Source organism: Hydrocarboniphaga effusa AP103, from assembly GCF_000271305.1.
Taxonomy (GTDB): Bacteria; Pseudomonadota; Gammaproteobacteria; order Nevskiales; family Nevskiaceae; genus Hydrocarboniphaga; species Hydrocarboniphaga effusa.
Map to the genome: position 1 here is coordinate 582905 of NZ_AKGD01000002.1, position 18161 is coordinate 601065.

The following is an 18161-nucleotide window of genomic DNA, read 5'->3' on the forward strand; positions in this document are numbered from 1 at the left end:
GCTCGATGCCGGCACCTCGACCGCCGGAGCCGAGCTCGGGGTGTCCGGGCGCCGATCGCTGCCGCGAATGCGCAACGCCCCGAACGAGTCGGCTCGTTCGGGGCGTTGGCTGCCTTTTTCGTCAGAAGCCCGCGGAGCAGCTGTTCTTCTTCTGCGTATCGACGCAGGAGCTCAGGTTGGGCTTCACGCGCAGCAGCGACCAGTCCTGGGCCAGCGAATCGGCGCCGCCGACGCTCACCGCGTCGCCGAGCGAACTCGCGCAGATCGCGGTGACCACGCTCAGGTTGTTGCCGTACAGATCGGTTTCGGGCAGGTCGATGACTTCGGCGACCGCAGGCAGCACCACCACCGGCGCGACTCGGTAGCTCGTGAAGTTCGCAGCCGATTGCACCAGGCGATAGTTCTGCGAATCGAGGCCGGAGCCCGTGATCGCATAGGCGCCCGGTCCCGAGGACGAGCCCGCTTGAGTGGTGAAGCTGAGCTCTCCGGTCGTCGCCGTGCCGAGCGTATCGCCGTTGCGGAAGCCGACCACCGTTCCCGATAGCGTCGGAACCGGCCCGCCGACGAAGCTCGCGGCCTCGTTGGCGACGTAAGTCAGCGTGGCCTGCACGACGGTGAGCGCGGTTGCGTTGCCCGCGGCCTGCGTGAACGTGTAGTTGCCGGCCGACAGCCCGCTGCCGTTGATCGCGTAGTTGCCGACGTTGGATGCGGCCGTCGCGCCGGTGGTCCAGCTCAAGCTGCCCGTGGTCGCGGACGCCAGCGTGTCGCCGTTGCGAAGGCCGGTGACGGTGCCGCCGAGCAGCGGATTGTCGAGCCCGTATTCGCGGCTCACCGCATTGGCGACGTAGGTCAGCAGGGCCGGCGTGATCGCCAGCGCGCTCGCGTTGCCCGCGGCCTGCGCGAACACGTAGTTGCCGGCCGACAGGCCGCCGCCGTTGATCGCGTAGCTGCCGACATTCGCGCCGGCTCCGGCCGGGCTCGTGAACGCGAGCGCGCCGGTGGTGGCACTCGCCAGCGTATCGCCGTTGCGAAAGCCCGTGACGCCACCCGTGAACACCGGGTTCGCCAGTCCGTATTCGCGCGAGTACGGATCGGCGACGTAGGTCAGCGTGGCCGGGATGATGGCCAGAACGCCCGGGCTCACCGCGAGCGCGTAACCCTGGCTCGATGCGAAGCCGCTGATGATCGAATAGTTGCCGACGTTGCTCGCGATCGTCGCGGCGGTGGTCGGGCCTCCGCTCAGCGCGCTGGCTTCGGTGTCTCCGTTGACGAGACCGCCGATGCTGTACGTGAAGACCGGATTGGCCAGCCCGTATTCGCGCGTCGCGTTGCCGATGACGATCGTGAGCGTCGGCTGATACGCATAGATGTAGCTGACTCCGCTGGTGGCCGAGCTCGCGCCGCAGCTGCCGTAGGCGCAGTTGTAGAGATTGCTGCCGGCGAGCCCACCGCGATTCTCGCCGGTGAAGTTGGCCGCCCAGATGCGCGCCGCAGCGGTCGGGTTGACGCTCGCTCCAGCCGCGTTGTCGAAGATGCCGGCGCTGACGAGATCGATCTGCGTGCCGCTGACGTCGCCGTTCAGGATCAGGTTGCCGAGCAGGTTCTGCACGAAGACGTTACCGCCCGCGCTGATGCCGCCGGCCGTCAATGCGCTCGGCGTGTTGCTGCCGGCGTTGAAGCCGTTCGCGTTGACCGAGCCGATACCGACCGAGTTCGCGTTGACGTAGACGAAGTCGCCCGCGGCCGATCCGGCGAGCGTGTTCGGCTGGATCTGGTTGGTTGCACTATCGAGTCGCACCGAGCCATTGGTCGAGATCGCGAGCAGCGAATGCGCGGTGATACCGCCGGCGGTCTGCACGATGTCGCCCGCGCTCGCGAGCGCCAGCACGTTGTCGCCGAGATCGACGCTCGCGTCGAGGCCGATGCCGCCGGTGGTGTTCTGCAGCGTGAGATTGCGATTGAGCTCGACGTCGTCCGCGACCGTGATCGAGCCGGCGTGCGCATTCGATCCGATCACGATGTTCGGCGCATCGAGCAGGGCGAGCAGGGCGTTGTCGATCGTGAAGCCGCCATCGCCATTGATCGTGATGTTCCGCCCGGTGGCGTCGTAGCGATCGCCATCCGAGTCGACCCCGCCGGGGCGCAGGTTGATCGTCGAGGCCGAGCGGATCGTGGTTTCCGGAGCGAACTCGAACGAGCTGCCGCTATCGGCGAGCAGAGCGATGGCGGTATCGCTCTGCAACACCACGTCGGCTTCCGTCGTGATGCCGACGCCGTCGGCTCCGGAAGTTCCGCGCAGCACCACGCCACCGCCACCGATGACCAGCGTCTGCTGTCCCTTGCCAAGCATGTAGACGCCGAGCGTCTGGCTGTTGCCGGCGATGTCGACCCGTCCGTTCTCGCTGACGACCTGGCTGTCCTCGAGCGAAACGCCGTAGCCGTCGTTGCCGCCGACGCCGGTGATCGTGATGTTGCCATCGACAGCATGGATGCGGCTCGTTCTGCCTTCGCCGTCGTAGCCGATGGCGACGCCGGGCGGGGTGTCGGCGGTCGCGAGATCATTGACCCGCCCGCCGATGCGAATCTCGCCGCTCGAGACGAGCAGATCGCTGCCGGCGATGCGCGTGCCGGCGTCGGCGCCTTGCCCGCTCAGGATGATGTCGCCGCTGGCGTTCGCATCGCTCTGGCCGACGCGCGTATCGAGCGCGCTCGTGACGATGTCGAGCGCCTCGCTGTTGCTGTCGACGCTCGTCAGGCGGATGTTGCCGCCGTTGGTGACGATCTGCGCCTCGTTGATCAGCACCGACGACTGCGCGTTGACGCTCAGGTCGATGGCGCCGCGATCGGCGACGAGCGACCAGGCAGACGGATCGCCGTCGTTGTTGATGCCGCCGAAGAACGCGCGCGCCGCATCGAAGTTCAGGCTCACCGCATCGCCGTCGACCGTGCGCCGGAGCGCCACATCCTGATCGATGTTGATCTGGCCTTCGCGGCTGATGATGTCGATGCGGCTCGCGCTGTCGAGCGCCGTGTTGAGCGAGCCGTCGAGCACATAGGAGTTGCCGTCGCCGTACTCGACGTTGTTGGTCGCGGCCGAAGTGACGACCACGCTCTGGCGCGAGTCGATCGTCAGCGTGCCGTTGGCCGCGCCGTTGCCGGAGACGTCGATCGTCGGAACCGGCGGCAATGCGACCGAGATCGGCGTGCGCGCAACATGAATCACGTTGCCTTCGATGCTGATGCTGCCGCCCGCGACGCCGGCCGCTCCAGCCGAAGCGTCGAGCCGTCCGTGCACGTCGACACCGCCTTCGTCGCCGCCCGACAGGATGATGCGTCCCTCGCGGCTTTCGAGCGAACGCGCGCGCACCAGGCCGCTCTGGTTGACGACCTGCTCGAAGTAGTCGGTCTGCCCGATCGCGCGCATGACCACCTGTCCGCCGTCGGCCTGCAACGAACCGGAGTTTGAGACCGTGGCGGTGGTGAACAGGAAGGCGCCATCGACGCTGAGCTGCGTGAGTCCGTCGCCTTCGAAATCGAGCGTGACGTTGCGCGCGCCACCCATGGCGATGGTGCCGCGGTCGGCGGTGATGCTGCCCTCGTTGGAGGCGCTGCCGATCAACGCAGCGGTGCCGCCGCCGTTGACGACGATGTTGCCGCGATTGGTCACCTCGCGCGTGCTCTCGTCATCGACCGCGACGAAACGGAAGCTTCCGCTGTCGACGCCGGCGTTGAAATCGGCATTGCTGATGTCGAGCGTGGACGCGACCAGTCCGCCGACGTTGACGCTGGACCCCGGTGCGAACAGCACGCCCGCGGTGTTGACCAGGAAGACCCGTCCGTTGGCGGTGAGGCTGCCGGAAATCGTCGATGGATCGCCCCCCGCGAGCACGCGATTGAGCGTGACCGAATTGGCGCCGAGCGCCTGGATGAAGTCGACGCTGTAGCCGGCGTCGATCGAGAAGCCGGCCCAGTCGATGATCGCGCCACGCGTCGACTGGTTGATGGTCATCGCGTTGCCGGCCTGGTTGATCGTCGCGCCGCCACTGACCACGGTGCCGCCGTTGGGCAGCGGGTCGGCATGCAGGGCAGGCGAGGCGAACATCGCGATCGCCGTTGCGATCGCGGTGCGACGCGGCGTGAAGACGCCATGCGAGTACGGACGGCGGACGATCGGGCGCTGAGCGTGATTTCGTGCGGACATGGATTCAGACCTCGCGGCTTCGCGAATCGTCAAAAGGATTTCTGCAGCTGGAACAGCCAGCGCGGTTCGTGGTCGCTGCCTTCGGCGAGCGGAGGCTCGCCCTTGTCGCGCCAGGCCACCGAGGTGGTGATGAAGAAGTTGCCGATCTGCGACCAGGTCAGGCCCACACCGTAGCCGCTGATGGTGCGTCCGCCATCGTTGGCGCCCGCAACACGCTCGAAGACGCTGCCGTGGCCGAGGTCGTAATACGGAAACAAGGTGAACTGGCGCGTGAGGCCGATGCGCCATTCGAGGTTCGCGACGATGCCGGTATCGGCGAGCAGCTCGCTGTTGGCGTAAGCGCGCACGGTGCCGGCGCCGCCGATGTTGAGCTGTTCGGCCGGATCGAGATTCTTGCTCGCGACCTGTCCGGCGACGCCGAGGAACAGGTTGTTGCGCGCGAACAGGTATTGAAGTCGGCTGAGCTGGAAATTGAGCTTGAGATAATTGCCTTCGGTCTGGCGGCCGAAGGCGCTTTGATCGAAGTAGCGCGTGATGTCGTCTTCGATCGTCAGCCGGCCCCAGGTCGCCGACATCGCATGGCTGTTGAATCCGCCGCCGCCCCAGGCGTCGCGCGCTTCGTAGTTGGTGGCAGCCGAGACGTTGATCAGATGCTTGCGGCTTTCGAGGCCGACCAGCTTGATGTCGTCGTTGAGCGATTTGTATTCGACGTTGAGTCGCAGCAGGGCGTTTTCGTTGCGCGAGCGGTGGATCGGATAAGTGGCGAACAGATTCGCCACGTCGGCCTTGCCCTCGGCGTCGAGCACGGAATATTGCCCGCCGAGATCGTATTGCACATGGGCGATGCCGGCGCCGGCGCGCCAGCCGTCATAGCCCACCGGAAGCTCGTAGGCGATGCGTCCGAAGGCCAGCGAGGCATCGCTCGAGGCCTGCACGCGCACGTCGAGATTGTCTCCGTTGCCGCTCGGGCTGCCCCAGCGCGCGGTGACGCCGGCGCGCTCGCGTCCGGTGGCCTTGGTGCCGTCGTTGTCCGCGTCGACGGCGACCTGCCAGCGCTTCTTGGCGCTGATTTCGACCTTGATGTCGGTGGTGCCGGATTCGCTGCCTTCTTCGAGCGTCGCGTTCGCGCGCACGCCGGGCAAGTCCGAGATCAGCAGCATCGTGCGTTCGTAGACGCGATTGTTGAGCACGCTCTGAGAGCGCAGCGGCTCGAGCATGGCCTGCACGCGCGATTCGCTGACCGGCGCGTCTTCGGCGATGCGTACGCTGACCTTGCCCACGCGGCCTTCGGTGACGTGGATTTCGAGAATGCCGCTCGACAGGTCCTGCACCGGCAACGCGGCGCGAGCGAGGAAGTACGCGTTCTTGCGGTAATAGCGCGTGACCTTCTCGGCCATCGCCTGCAGGTCGTCGTAGCTCAGCGGCTTGTTGAACTGATCGTGCAGCAGCCAGCGCAGCGCGCCCGGGTTCACCGCGGTGACGCCGACGAAGCGCACGTTCTGGATCACCACGCGTGTCGGGCCGGCGACGCTCGCGGTGGGGTCGCCCGCATTCATCGGACCGGGTGAGGGCTCCTGGGCCGAAGCCGGTGCGATCACCGCCAGGCCGCCGACGCCGGCGGCGATCAGGATCAAAGTGCGCGAAACCTTCATTGCTTCACCGTCAGGCGCCAGTTGCCGATCAGGTTGAACGGGGCCCAGAAAAACGGGTGGGCCATCTTGGGATTGCGCAGCACCGCGAGCTGGGCCTGCTGCATCGAGCCCTGCAGATCGGTGCCGCGCGCGAGTTCGCGATACAGCGTGGACATGAGGATCTCGGCCGCATCGTCGGAGACCGGCCACAGCGAGGCGATCAGGCTCGAGCTTCCGGCCGACAGGAACGAGCGCGTGAAGCCCAGTGTTTCGTCACCGCTGGCGATGCGCCCGAGCCCGGATTCGCAGGCCGACAGCGTGACGATGTCCGCATCGCCGAGCTTGAGGTTGAGCACTTCGTGCGCTTCGAGAAAGCTCTGCCTGCCGCGCTCGTTGGCGAGCAGGATGCGCGAGTAGAGCGGGTCGACCGTATCGGCCATCGCATGCGCGGCGACGTGGACGATGCCGGCACCGGCGGTGGCTTCGCGAAAGCGCGTCTTGGTCGCGTCGGCGCGCAAATAGACGGCCTTGTCGTCGAAGTAGGACGACACCGTTCTGACTTCGCCTTCGGAGCCCGGCAGGTCGAACTTGGCTTCGATCAGCGGGTTGCCGAATGCGACGAGCTTGTGGCGCGCATGCGGCGGACGCTGCGCGAGCTGGCTGGCGATCGTGCTCGACGGCGCGATCGAGAGCTTGTTGCGCTCGATCAGATACTGGCCATCGAGTCGCAAGGCCTGGAACGGCAGATAGTGCAGGGGCCCGTGCGGCACGATCAGCAGGCGCGTCCCGGGCTCGATCGCGAGCGGCTTGAGCAGCAGCTGGCCGATCTGTTCGGCGCCGGAAACCGCCGACTTCTTGCCGTTGATGATGGAGCTGCGGAACGCATCGACGACCTGCACGAGATCGCTGCGCGAGAGCGGCAGGCGCGTGGATTTCACCTCGGTGGGGCTCACGCTCCAGGCCACGAGCTCGTTGGTCAGCGCATGGAATTCGAGCACGCGCTCGTCGGGGTTCAGCAGCGCCTGCAGCGATCGGATGTCGACCGTGTTCTGCGCATCGGCGAGCTCGGCGCGGCCACGCACCGCATCGAGCAGGGCGCGCGAGCGGCTGCGTTCCGAGAGCTCGAACGCGCGCTGGCCGTTGCCCAGATCGAGCTGCAGACTGATGGCGTTCTCGAACACGTTCTGCACGTCCGAGAACAGGCCCATCCGGATCTCTTCGCTGCGGAACTCGGCGCGCACGCGATCGGCTTCGGTCGCCGCCAGATCCCAGGCGCTCGCGGCCTCGCTGCGATTGCCGAGCGCGAGGCGGTTGCGTGCGATGCCGTCCTGCGCCCACAGGCGCAGGTACGCCGGATCGCCACCATCTTTCATGCCCGCGAGCTGCTCGTAGACCGCGATGGCTTCCTGCGGCTTCTTCTCGGCGGTCAGCAGGCGGGCCTGCGTGCGCAGCAACTGGTTGCGCAGCGTCGGGTCTTGTTGCGCCGGCACTTCGGCGTAGATGCTGCGCGCACGCGTCAGATCGCCGGCGTCGACGAGCGCGTTGGCGAGCGAGGTCTTGACGAGCGGGCGGAAGCGATCGGAGCTCGTGCGATCGGCTTGCTCGAAGCTCGCGACGGCCTTGTCGTAGTCGCCACGACGCGTGTAGACGTCGCCGAGAATCTTGTGCGAAGGCCCGACGACGACCTGCGGATCCTTGGGCTTGTGCTTGAGTGCTTCGAGCGCGAAGCGTTCGGCCTGATCGAGATTGCCGCTGTAGCTGTAGGCGATGGCGAGATCGCGACTCGCGAGCGCCATGAGGTCTTCGTTGTCGGTGGCGCGGGCCACGTGCAGGGCCTTGCTCGCCGCGCGAATGCTCAGGCGGAATTCGCCGCGCTCGGACAGCGCGACCGATTGTCCGCAGTAGGCATAGCCGTCCTGCTTGACGGGTTCGGCGTTGTAGAGCAGGGCGCCTTCGGCCGCGATGCCTTCGAGGCTGTCGGCCTCGGCCTGGCGTTCGATGGCCGCGTCGACGGGTTGTTGCTGCGTGCTTTCGGCCGCTGCGAAGGCGTGATGCGCCGATAGCGTCTGAGCGAACAGTGCTGCGGTGAGCAGCGCGGGCCAGCGCGGTCGGCCTGGGTTGTTTTTTTGAGTGTGAGCGAGGGTCATGGCGGCTCGAGCGTGAGGCCGCGATCGAGGCGGCTGACCCGGTGCAGAGTAGGTGTGGAGCGGGGGATCGCCCATTTGCCGGAATGGGTAGGCCGTTTGGGGTGTGAGCTGATGTCCGGTTGGGTGGGTGGAATGCGTTCTTGGTTTGTTGGTTGCTGCTGTTTCAGTTGTGAGCTGAGGGTTTTTGGCCTTCCCGGCCGGGGCTTACTTTCTTTGCTCCTGCAAAGAAAGTAAGCAAAGAAAGCAGGCCCCGAAGTCCGCGCCCGTTCGTCGTTGCACGACGAACGTGACTTTCGCGTAGCGAAAGTGCGTCACCAGGCCCTACTTTCTTTGCAGGAGCAAAGAAAGTAGGGCCCGACCGGCGAGGTCGAGAGCTCTCAGTGAAGAGCAGGCTTCAGAAGAAATCGCGCGAGGCAATCCAGTAAAGCTGGATCAAGACTAAATCCCTTCCAGCTTCCGCGAAGCCACCACCGCCTCAGTCCGATTCCGCACGTTCAAAGCGCGATAAATCGCCGCGAGATGAATCTTCACCGTGCCCTCGCTGATGCCGAGATCGCGCGCGATCAGCTTGTTCGGCTTGCCCTGCGACAGCAGCCGCAGCACGTCGACCTGACGCTCGGTCAGAATCCGCCGCAGGCTGTCGATGCTCTCCGGCGACGCCACGGCCGGCGCAGCGACCGGCGCCGCGGCGCTGACTTGCCCGAGCATCATCGGCGGAATGTAGACACCGCCCGACAGCACCAGGCGCACGGCCGAGAGCATCACGTCGGGTGAATAGGCCTTGGGAATGAAGCCGAGCACGCCGAGGTCGAGCAGCCGGCGCATGAGGTCGGCGTCCTCGCTGCCCGACAGCACCACCACGGGCAGGGCCGGATGTTCCTTGCGCACCTGTTCGATGTGGCTCAGGCCGTTGGCTCCGGGGATCGACAGATCGAGCAGGGCCAGGCCGTAGTCCACGTCGGCCTTGGCGAGCACGTTCATGAGCTCCTGGGCCGTCATCGCCACGGTGAAGTCGACCGACTCGGCCAGCTCGGTCATTTTGAGCTTGACGCCTTCGATGACCAGACGATGGTCGTCTGCGATCAGAACGTGCACGGAACGCCCTTTGTTTTTCTAATGGGGTGATGGGCCGACCATAACGGCTAGCCGGCATCGGAGCAATTACGCCTTATGGCCGGCCCGAGGGTATAGACCCGACGGGCTATGGTTTGCCGCTGGTCTCATGCGGAAGATGGCGCCGGTTCGAGAACCGCGACCATGCCAACGAACTTCCGCCTCCTGCTCATCGCCGCCCTGCTGTCCGCCAGCCCGATCTGCGGTGCGAGCGTGGACGATAGTGCCGCGCCGCTCTGGCGCGGCTGGCGCGGCGTGCTGTTTCGCGTCACGCCGCCGATCACGGTGGCGAGCACCGATGCAAAGGCCGAGCAGCCGGCGCCGAGCTTTCTGTTCGCGAGCATTCACTACGGCTCGCTCGACGAGCTCGACATCGACCCCGACCAGCTGCGCGATGTGCTCGCCTCCACCGGAACGCTCGTCGACGAAAGCGCCTCGGGCGCGAGCTTCGACGCCGAGTCCGATCGCCATCGCTTCCTCGCTCCGCCGATCACGCTGCCGACGCTGATCGGCAGCAAGGCCTTCGACAATCTGGTGCTGCTGATGCCGGAGCTGCCGGTCGAGCGACTGAGCCGGCTCAAGCCCTGGGTGGTGCTGTCGGTGCTCGAGTCGCGCGGCGAGATCGCGAGCGACGGCAACCTCGATCACCAGATCGCACGCTGGGCCGACGAGGCCGGGCTGCGCCGCGTGCATCTCGAAACGCTGGCCGACCAGATGCGTGCGCTCGACTGCGTCTCGGAGCGCGAGCAGGCGCAGATTCTCGAGCGCCGCATCGAAGCGCCCTGGGTGCTCAAGGAGCAGTCGGTGCGCGTGCTCGGCTATTACCGCAATCGCGATCTGCCGGCCTGGATGGACGAGGTCGATGCGATGGTCGGGCTCGATCCGGTGACCAAGCTCATCGAATCGCGTGCACGCGATTGCCTGCTCACCGACCGCAACAACCGCTGGATCTCGCAACTCGACGCACTGCTGCGCAGCGGCCGCTGCTTCGTCGCCGTCGGAGCCTTGCACCTGACCGGCGAAGCCGGATTGCTCGCACAACTCGCGCAACGCGGCTACAGCGTCAGCGCCGAACCCCTCTGAGCTGCCGCACATGACGGAATCACGATGAGCGACTCGACACACTCGGTCTTCTGGGGGCAAGGCGCCTTCCTCACGCCGCAGCATCTGCAGCGGCAGGATGCCTATCACACCGCGCATGCGCTGCGCCTGCAGCGGCTCGTCAGCGCGTATCCGTGGGGCTTCGAAGCGCTCGCGCTGCGCGAAGAAGCGCTCGCGAGCGGCATCGCCGACGTCTCGCGCTTCACGCTGTGGACGCGCAACGGCCTGCGCATCGAAGGCGGCTCGGCGAGCAGCGGAAACGCGCGCATGGCCGAGCGCAATCTGGCGACGCTGAGCGCCACCAGCGGCGTGCCGATCTCGCTGTATCTGGTGCTCTCGAACGAGCAGGGCGTGGTGGGCTCCGGGCGCAACGAGAACGGTCGCTTGCCGAGCCGGCATCAACTCGAAACCGTCGCGGTCGATGATCCCTTCGACCCGCAATCGCCCGCGGTCGAAGTCGATTTCGTGCGCTACCAGCTGTCGATGATCACCTCGCTCGACGAGAACGCGCAGGCGATCCTGCAAGGCAGCGAGTCCTACAAGTTCGCCGAGCTGCTGCCGAACGGGCCCGGCCGCTACAAGCTGTCGAACGATTACGTGCCGCCCGGCGTCGTGCTCGGCGCGAGCGCCAACCTGCTGCGCTGGACGCACAGCTTTCGCGATCTGCTGGTCTCCAAGGGCCAGGATTTCTCGGCGATCAAGCGCCAGCGCGGCATCCGCGCGGCCTCGACGAGTGCGCAGGAGGTGATGCGCGTGCTCATGATGCAGACCTTCGGCCGCTACATTCCGCTGTTGCAGGAGGCGGTGCGGATTCAGCGTGTTTCGCCGTATGCGCTGTACTCGACGCTGCGCCAGCTGGTCGCCGAGTTCTCGGTGTTCTCCGAAGAGATTTCGTACTTCGGTGGCTTGCAGGACAAGCTCGACACCGAGCTGCCGGCGTACGATCACGACGATCTGCGCCGCTGCTTCCAGCTGGCTTACGCGCGTGCGGAGCAGCTCATCAAGGCGCTCACGGTGGGCGCCGAAGTGGGTATCTCTCTGGTCTACGACGGCCGTTTCTACAAGGCCGAAATTCCGCAGAACCTGTTCGAGTCGGACAAGACGCGTTTTTATCTCGCGATCGAATCGGAGACGCGCGGAGCCGACCTGTCGCAGCGGCTTTCTCGCACCGGAAAAATTTGCACGGTCGAGGAAATGCCGCGCCTGCTGCAGGCCGCGCTGTTCGGTCTCAAGATCGATCTGCTGCCGGTGCCGCCCGAAGAGCTGCCGCAGAAGACGCCGAACACGACCTACTTCCAGATCGATACCGCGCACAACTTCTGGCAGATGATCAAGCAGCGCCGCAACATCGCGGTGTTCTCCGATCTGCCATCGGATGGAACGGTCATGAAGATCTATCCCGTCGGCGCGGAGGAATAGGCCGTGGCGAAGCTCTTCGATTGTTTCGCCCCCGTGTTCTCGCTCGGCCTGGAGCTCGACGCGCGCATCGCCGCAAGTACCGCGCCCGCGCAGGTCGAGCCGGTCTACGCGCAGCTGCGCGCTGCGGTGGATCGCGCCAAGGCCGCTGCGCTCGCTGCCGGTTACCGGCCCGAGCAGGCCGATTCAGCGGTGTTCTCGGTCGTCGCCTGGCTCGACGAGATCGTCGCGCGCAATCCGGCGTACTGGGCCAGCGGAACGCCGCTACAGGTCGCGATCTTCAACACCAACAATGCGGGCAACGAGTTCTTTCAGCAGTTCGGCGCGCTCAAGGCCAGTGACGACGAGGTGCGCGAGGTCTACTACCACGCGCTGCTGTGCGGCTTCGTCGGCCAGTACTATTTCGAGACCGGCGAGAACGGCGAACTCGGCAAGCTCAAGGAGCTGCACGCGCGCCAGCTGCCGATCGCACCGGCGCCGACGCATACGCTGCGCGAGGAGCGCATCACGCCGCAGCCGTATCTGACGCGCGATCCGTCCGGGCCGCGCTATCCGCGCCAGTGGGACAACCTCGTGCTCAAGGTCGGTGTCGCGCTCGCGCTGGCGATTCCGCTGATCTATCTGCTGTATCTGCTGCTCGCCGCGCCGAAGGATAGCGGCCCGACGCTCGCGCAGCAGGTCGACCAGCGGCTGCAGGGTTATCCGTGCTCGGACCTGTCGGCGACGGTGGCCGACGACGGTGTCACCGCAGTGAGCGGCACCGTGTCCAAACCCGAAGAGATCGAGCAGGTGCGCAGCGATGTCTCCGCGATCAAGGGCGTGAAAGATCCGAGCTTCGATCTCAGCGTGCGAATCTGGCCGCATTGCGAGGTGGTCGCCATCCTCAAGCCGTATCGCGAACGCAATCTCGATCGTCGGCAAGGACTCGAAGTGCGTCCGACCACCGGCCACTCCGATCGCTTCATCGAAGGCGAGCGCGTGATGGTGAAGCTGCAGCAGGCCAACTTCGACGGTTATCTCTACGTCGACTACTACACCGTCGACGGCACCGTGCTGCATCTGTATCCGAACCGGCGCGAGCCCGAGAGCGGGCGGCTGGTGGTGAGCGCGGAGCAATTCCTCGTCGGCGAAAAAGCACCCTGGGAGATCGGCCCGCCGTTCGGCCAGGAGCTCATCACCGTGATCGCCTCGCCGGTGCCGCTGTACACGAGCGAGCGCCCGGAGATCGAGCAGGCCTCGGTCTACGTGCCGAGGCTGCGCGAGATGCTCGATGCGAACCAGGCGGCCGATCGCCTGTCCGCGGACTTTTTGTTCATGCAGACCGAGCCGAAGAAATGAGCGGCGATATGAAGGCATTGCGGTTGTCCCCTCTCCCGCAAGCGGGAGAGGGTGGTGGTCCGTCTCGGTCGGTAAAGGGCGGGCGCTCCCTCACCCGGCGCTGGCGCGCCACCCTCTCCCGCTTGCGGGAGAGGGGAAAAGCAGGGAGCCCGCGCATGAACCTCTTCGACCGCTACGCGAACCTGTTCGCCCGCGTTCCGGGACTGGCCAAGGCCCTGCCTCGTCGCATCGTCGCCGCGGTCGTCGCGCTGCTCGCCATCGTCCTGACGATCTGGCTGCTCGCGACGCTGATCCCGCTGCTGCCCGCGCGATTCTGGCAGCTCGTCGGCCTGTGCCTGGTTGCGCTCGGCGTGCTCTGGTGGTTCACGCTCGGAGCCAAGCGCTTCTCGCGGGCGGGCCTGTCGAAGAAGCGCATCGGCGATCTCGGGCCGGGCAATCCAGACGACGAGCGCGAACCGCTGGCGCGCATGTCGCAGGCGATCAACGAGGCGCGCAATACGATCCTGCGTTCGCCGCAGATCGAAAGCGGCAAGGACCCGATCTATCGCGTGCCGTGGCTGCTGTTCGTCGGCGATTCGGCTAGCGACGTGGCGGGCCTGTTGAAGGCCGCGAACACGGTGTCGCCGTTCCCACCGCCGACGCAGCCCGAAGGCGACCCGAAGCAGGTCTGGCGCTGGTGGTTCTTCAAATCGCTGATCGCGATCGAGATGCATGCCCGCGTGGTCTGCGATCCGTCGGCGCGGCTCGAACGCGGGCTCTGGTATCAGGCGCTCATGCAGCTCGCGGCCAAGCGCGAGCGGCTGCCGCTCAACGGCATCGTGCTCTGCGTGTCCGCGCGCAGCCTGCTCGGTCCGGCCGACGAGCTCAAGGCACTGAGCCTGCGCCTGCGTCGCCTCGTCGACGAGGCGATGGAGCATCTGCAGGCGAACATGCCGGTCTACGTCGTCGTCACCGGTCTCGAAGCGCTGACGGGCTATGCGAGCTTTCGCGCCGCCTTGCCGAAGGAAGCCTTCGACCAGGCGCTCGGCCATCGCCTGCCCGAAACCGAGGTCATCAGCGCACAGACCAGTACGCGGCTCGACGAAATCCTGCAGCCGATCCTCGATCGCCTGCACGCGCTGCGGCTGTCGGCCTTGAGATCGCAGCCGACGCCGCAGACGCGTCGCGATGTGTTCGAGTTCATCGAGCAGCTGCGGCGCATGCAGTTCGGGCTCGGCAACCTCGTGACGCTGTTGCTCGAAGACAATCCGTTCCAGCGCACGCCGCGCTGGCGCGGGCTCTACTTCACCGGTGCGGGCAGCGGCGATCATGCCGGAGGAGCCTTCGTCGCCGATCTGTTCACGCGCTTTTTGCCGACCGACCAGCCGCTCGCGACGCCGAGCCTGCGCGGCAACAGCGCGAGGCTGTCGATCGCGGCCTTCGGCGTCCTCGCGATGCTCGGGCTGTCGGCGTCGATCAGCCTGGGTTTTTCGGCTGCGCATCGGGACGACGTGCGTTTGCAGGCCCAGCTCGGAACCGCCTGCGATGGCCTGGCCGGCGATGGGGCACGCGGCAGCCGCATCGCCGCACTCGCGAGTTGCGGGCGCAGCATCCAGCAGTTGCAGGTGGCGGCCGACCAGGCCCTGCTCGGTTTCGGCATCCGGCGCTCGGACAACGATCTCGCCACGCTCAAGCAGGCCGTCGTCGACGGGGTTTCCAATCTCATTCTCGCGCCCTACGACCAGGCCATCGAGGCCGATCTCGCGGCGGGCCGCGTCGGCTTCGATCACGTACTCGCGATCTCGCAGCGGCTGCGCATGCTCGCCGATTGCCGGCGCCGCACCGACGACTGCCTGCAGCGCGAGCTTCCGCACAACGTCGCCTTCGACCCGGCCTCGCGCCTGTTCGCCCCGTTCGCGTCGAGCGACGACAACGTGCGCACCGATCGCGAGAATTCCGCCGCGCTGCTGTCGACCTACCTGGGCTACCTGCGCTGGCAGAAGCGCGATGTGCTCAACGCCGAGGACAAGCGGCTCAAGGCGCTGCTCGCGCGCATCATGACCGCGTATACGCCGAGGCCCGAGGACATCGAGCGCTGGTCCGCGGCGCGCGGCGACGGGTTGCGGCTGACGCGTTTCTGGCTGCCCGAGGATCGTGTCGTCGGTGTCGACGACGCGAGCTTGCCGATGATCTCGGGCGCGTACACGCTGGATGTCTACCAGGGTGTACTGGCGCCGATGATCGCCACGGTCGACTCGGCCCTGCCGGAAAAAAAAAGCGTGCTCGCCGACCTTCGGCGCAATTACTTCGCGGCCTACTTTCGTAGCTGGGCCGCGTTCCAGGCGCGCTTCGGCGAAGGCCTGAAGCTCTGGCAAGGCCAGTACGACCGGCTCGTCGCCGTCGCGGCGACGCACCAGAACCCCTACCCGTTTTTTTTTGCCGGCGCGCAGCGCGATCTGTTCGGTCTTCCGCTTGATCTGCCGATCAAGCTGCGCTGGTCGATCGCCTGGGCGCAGATCCGGTCGAACTGGCTCGGCGCCTTGAAGCCCCTGTGGCGTTTCATCGTCGATGCGGCACGCGGCGCGGGCCCGGACGCCATCGATCCGCCGCCGTGGCTGCTGGCGATGAAGGACACCGAAGTGCGCGTGCTGCGAAAGCAGGCGCCCGCGCTCGCGCGGGGCTATCTGCGCTTGCAGGCCGAAGGCGGCGGCCAGGACATCTACCAGATCGCGGCCGATATCTTCAAAGCGCAGGGCGCTCCGACGCAGCCGCCCGCGGCCGAATACGCGCAAATGCTCGCGGCGGTCGAGAAGCCCGACGAGCGCTACTCGGCGCAGTTCCGCAACGCGGATCTCGCCGCCTGGTCGGTGGTGCAGGGCCAGGCGCGACTGCTGCTGTTTCTGACCGTGTATCGTGCAGGCCAGTTCGTGCAGGCCAAGTGGCGCGAAACGGTTGCGCAGCCGCTGCAGAATGCCTCGCCGCAGGAGCTCGCCTCCTTGCTCTATGGCGAGCAGGGCAAGCTCACGCGCTTCGTCGCCGATTGGCTCAAGCCGTTCCTGAGCGAGCGCGACAATGCGCCGATCAAGGTCGCCGGCGTGAGCATGCCGCTGTCGACGGGCTTCCAGGCGGCGTTGATGCAGCAGCGCAGTGCGGCCGCGGTGCCCGGTGCAGGCAAGCCGTTTCTGGCGGCAGGCCTGCAGTTCACCGATGCGAGCCGCTTCGGCTCGTACAACGAAGGCGGGCAGGGCACGACGATCGAAGTGCAATGCCAGGACCGAACCTTCAGCGCGAGCACGCGCTCGGAATCGCTCGCCGATGCGCGCGTCGCCGTGATGTGGTCGCCCGATTCGTGCCTGGAGGCGCGCTTGCGCATCGCGCTGCCCGATCCCGCCGAAGTCGAGGCCGGCGTCGCGGCCACCGGCTTCGATCCCACTGCGGCGCCGGTCGCTCCGGCATCGTCGAACGCGCCGACGCGGCTCATCAAGGTCTATCCGGGCGGCGATGGGCTCATCGCGCTCGCGAGCGATTTCGCCGAAGGGCAGAAGCGCTTTCGGCTGAGCGATTTCGAATCCGCCTACACGCCGTCGCAGTGGAACGAGTTGCTGCCGCGCCTGCGCGCGCTCGGTACGCGCGAAGTGCAGGTTTATCTCGACGTGCAGCTGTCCGACGAGATGAAGCGCTATCTCGCCTCGCGCAGCGCGCCGACCGCGCTGCCTCCCAACATCCTCAACTAGAGCAGGACTTTCCCATGGCCATCGATGTCGCCGAATTGCTGAACCCGATCGCGGGCAGCGATCCCTGCGGTGAAGACCTGAGCTTCGCCGACGTGTTCGACCAGATGCGCGAAGCGCGCCGGGCCGACGACGCGAGCCTGTCGCAAGGCGATTGGCAGACCGATCGCAAGCTCGCCGATTGGCGGCTCGTGCTGCAGCTCGGCGAACGCGTGCTGTCGCGCCAGAGCAAGGATCTGCAGGCCGCCGTCTGGGTGGGCGAAGCGGCGATCGGAAAGGAAGGCTATGCCGGTGCGGCCGAGGCTTTCGCCCTGCTCGGCGGCTTGCTCGAACGCTATTGGGACGGCCTGTATCCGCGCCTGGACGGCGACGATGCCGACGAGCGCGCCTCCAAGCTCAGCTGGTTCAACACCTACGCCTCGCGCGCCTTGCGCGCCGCGCCGCTGACCGAAGCCAAGCCGGCGATGACGCTCAATGACTGGCAGGCTTCGCGCGACGTCGACAATCTCGGCCGGCAGAATGCGGAGGCGTATCAGGCCGCGCTCGCGGAGGGCAAGCCGACCGGCGAGGCCTTCGACAAGGCGCTCGTCGGCAACAGCGCGCAGTTCGTGACGGCGCTGCTCGCGGATACCGAGGCCGCGCAGGCTTCGTTCGCCGCATTCAAGGCTCAGGTCGATCACAGGCTCGGGCGTTCGGCGCCGAGCCTGTCGGAGATCGAGGAGGCCTTGAAGCGTGCGCAGCAGTTGGTGTTGAAGGCGGCGAAGACCAAGGGACTCGTTACCGATTCGGCTGCGGCTGCTGTCGATGAGCCTGCTGCCGTTGCGGCATCGGCGCCGGGCGCGGTCGGGAGCTCGATGGCGGTTTCAGCGCCTGCCGGAGGCGGCTTCTCCTTGCAACTCGGGGGAGCGCATTCGGGGCGCGACGGGGCGTTGAAGGCGCTGGGGGAGATCGCGCAGTTCTTCCGTCGCACGGAGCCGCATAGTCCGGTGCCGTTTTTGATCGAGCGGGCGATTTCGTGGGCGGATACGCCGCTCGATGAGTGGTTGGTGCAGGTGGTGACTGACGATAGTGTGTTGTCGCGGATTCGGGATCGGACGGGGATTGCGCAGTAGCACCTTCGCTGCTGGCTCAGTTGAGCGCTGAGGGCTTTTGACCTCGCCGGTCGGGCCTTACTTTCTTTGCTCCTGCAAAGAAAGTAAGCAAAGAAAGCAGGCCCCGAAGTTCGCGCCCGTTCGACGGCGAAGCCATGAGCGGTGCGGGGCTGGCCGTTGCCGAGGGCGCAGGCATCCTGGCGGAGCAGGCCACGCTGCTGATGGCCAGCATTGCGATGCCGGCATGGCGCAGCCATGGCGGGATTCGTGAGCAGGAAGAGGAAAGCGGTGCTGAAAAAGCGGAAGACATGCGCGAAGAAGGCCGAGGGAGATGAGGTTACGGATCGATGCACAAGCAAAGAGAAGTAACGCCCGACCGGCGAGGTCAAAAGCCTCAGCGCTCAGCTAACCCC

At 66.4% G+C, this 18161-nt stretch carries 10 protein-coding genes; 6 read left to right on the forward strand and 4 right to left on the reverse strand.

All coding sequences use genetic code 11. The features are described 5' to 3' along the window. Nucleotides 1–121 precede the first annotated feature (121 nt). The 4 genes from WQQ_RS14005 to WQQ_RS14020 form a co-directional block, all read right to left on the reverse strand. Nucleotides 122–4201 (reverse strand): beta strand repeat-containing protein, encoded by a 4080-nt coding sequence (locus tag WQQ_RS14005; protein WP_007185867.1) that lies wholly within the window; start codon nucleotides 4199–4201, stop codon nucleotides 122–124. Between the two features lie 29 nt (nucleotides 4202–4230). Continuing rightward, nucleotides 4231–5853 (reverse strand): ShlB/FhaC/HecB family hemolysin secretion/activation protein, encoded by a 1623-nt coding sequence (locus tag WQQ_RS14010; protein WP_007185868.1) that lies wholly within the window; start codon nucleotides 5851–5853, stop codon nucleotides 4231–4233. Next, on the reverse strand, nucleotides 5850–7979 hold the full coding sequence (locus tag WQQ_RS14015) for a CHAT domain-containing protein (protein ID WP_007185869.1): 2130 nt from the start codon (nucleotides 7977–7979) through the stop codon (nucleotides 5850–5852). Before WQQ_RS14015 ends, WQQ_RS14010 begins: the two co-directional genes overlap by 4 nt. A 438-nt stretch (nucleotides 7980–8417) precedes the next feature. After that, on the reverse strand, nucleotides 8418–9074 hold the full coding sequence (locus WQQ_RS14020) for a LuxR C-terminal-related transcriptional regulator (protein ID WP_007185870.1): 657 nt from the start codon (nucleotides 9072–9074) through the stop codon (nucleotides 8418–8420). A 162-nt stretch (nucleotides 9075–9236) separates the two neighbouring features. Between WQQ_RS14020 and WQQ_RS14025 the strand changes: the two genes are divergently transcribed. From WQQ_RS14025 to WQQ_RS14050, 6 genes are all read left to right on the forward strand, one after another. Beyond that, entirely contained in the window at nucleotides 9237–10175 is a 939-nt protein-coding gene (locus tag WQQ_RS14025; protein ID WP_040454164.1) for a TraB/GumN family protein, read from the forward strand. Between the two features lie 24 nt (nucleotides 10176–10199). After that, the gene (tssK, locus tag WQQ_RS14030; RefSeq protein WP_007185872.1) at nucleotides 10200–11612 is read left to right on the forward strand and encodes a type VI secretion system baseplate subunit TssK; all 1413 of its coding nucleotides are present in this window, start codon (nucleotides 10200–10202) and stop codon (nucleotides 11610–11612) included. Between the two features lie 3 nt (nucleotides 11613–11615). Beyond that, the gene (locus WQQ_RS14035) at nucleotides 11616–12947 is read left to right on the forward strand and encodes a DotU family type IV/VI secretion system protein (RefSeq protein ID WP_007185873.1); all 1332 of its coding nucleotides are present in this window, start codon (nucleotides 11616–11618) and stop codon (nucleotides 12945–12947) included. Between the two features lie 155 nt (nucleotides 12948–13102). Then, nucleotides 13103–16660 carry a type VI secretion protein IcmF/TssM N-terminal domain-containing protein gene (locus WQQ_RS23100; protein ID WP_007185874.1) on the forward strand — a complete coding sequence of 1186 codons (3558 nt, stop codon included), beginning with the start codon at nucleotides 13103–13105 and terminating at the stop codon, nucleotides 16658–16660. A 14-nt stretch (nucleotides 16661–16674) separates the two neighbouring features. Further along, entirely contained in the window at nucleotides 16675–17769 is a 1095-nt protein-coding gene (gene tssA, locus WQQ_RS14045; RefSeq protein WP_007185875.1) for a type VI secretion system protein TssA, read from the forward strand. A gap of 134 nt (nucleotides 17770–17903) precedes the next feature. Beyond that, a complete protein-coding gene (locus tag WQQ_RS14050; protein ID WP_007185876.1) occupies nucleotides 17904–18083 on the forward strand; it encodes a hypothetical protein in 180 nt (59 codons plus the stop codon). The last annotated feature ends 78 nt before the right edge of the window (nucleotides 18084–18161 follow it).

What these genes read in the sequence shown, in the direction of transcription:
- WQQ_RS14005 (WP_007185867.1), bottom strand. Translation starts at nt 4,201, where the DNA reads ATGTCCGCACGAAATCACGCTCAGCGCCCGATCGTCCGCCGTCCGTAC.
- WQQ_RS14010 (WP_007185868.1), bottom strand. Translation starts at nt 5,853, where the DNA reads ATGAAGGTTTCGCGCACTTTGATCCTGATCGCCGCCGGCGTCGGCGGC.
- WQQ_RS14015 (WP_007185869.1), bottom strand. Translation starts at nt 7,979, where the DNA reads ATGACCCTCGCTCACACTCAAAAAAACAACCCAGGCCGACCGCGCTGG.
- WQQ_RS14025 (WP_040454164.1), top strand. Translation starts at nt 9,237, where the DNA reads ATGCCAACGAACTTCCGCCTCCTGCTCATCGCCGCCCTGCTGTCCGCC.
- tssK (WP_007185872.1), top strand. Translation starts at nt 10,200, where the DNA reads ATGAGCGACTCGACACACTCGGTCTTCTGGGGGCAAGGCGCCTTCCTC.
- WQQ_RS23100 (WP_007185874.1), top strand. Translation starts at nt 13,103, where the DNA reads ATGAACCTCTTCGACCGCTACGCGAACCTGTTCGCCCGCGTTCCGGGA.
- tssA (WP_007185875.1), top strand. Translation starts at nt 16,675, where the DNA reads ATGGCCATCGATGTCGCCGAATTGCTGAACCCGATCGCGGGCAGCGAT.
- WQQ_RS14050 (WP_007185876.1), top strand. Translation starts at nt 17,904, where the DNA reads ATGAGCGGTGCGGGGCTGGCCGTTGCCGAGGGCGCAGGCATCCTGGCG.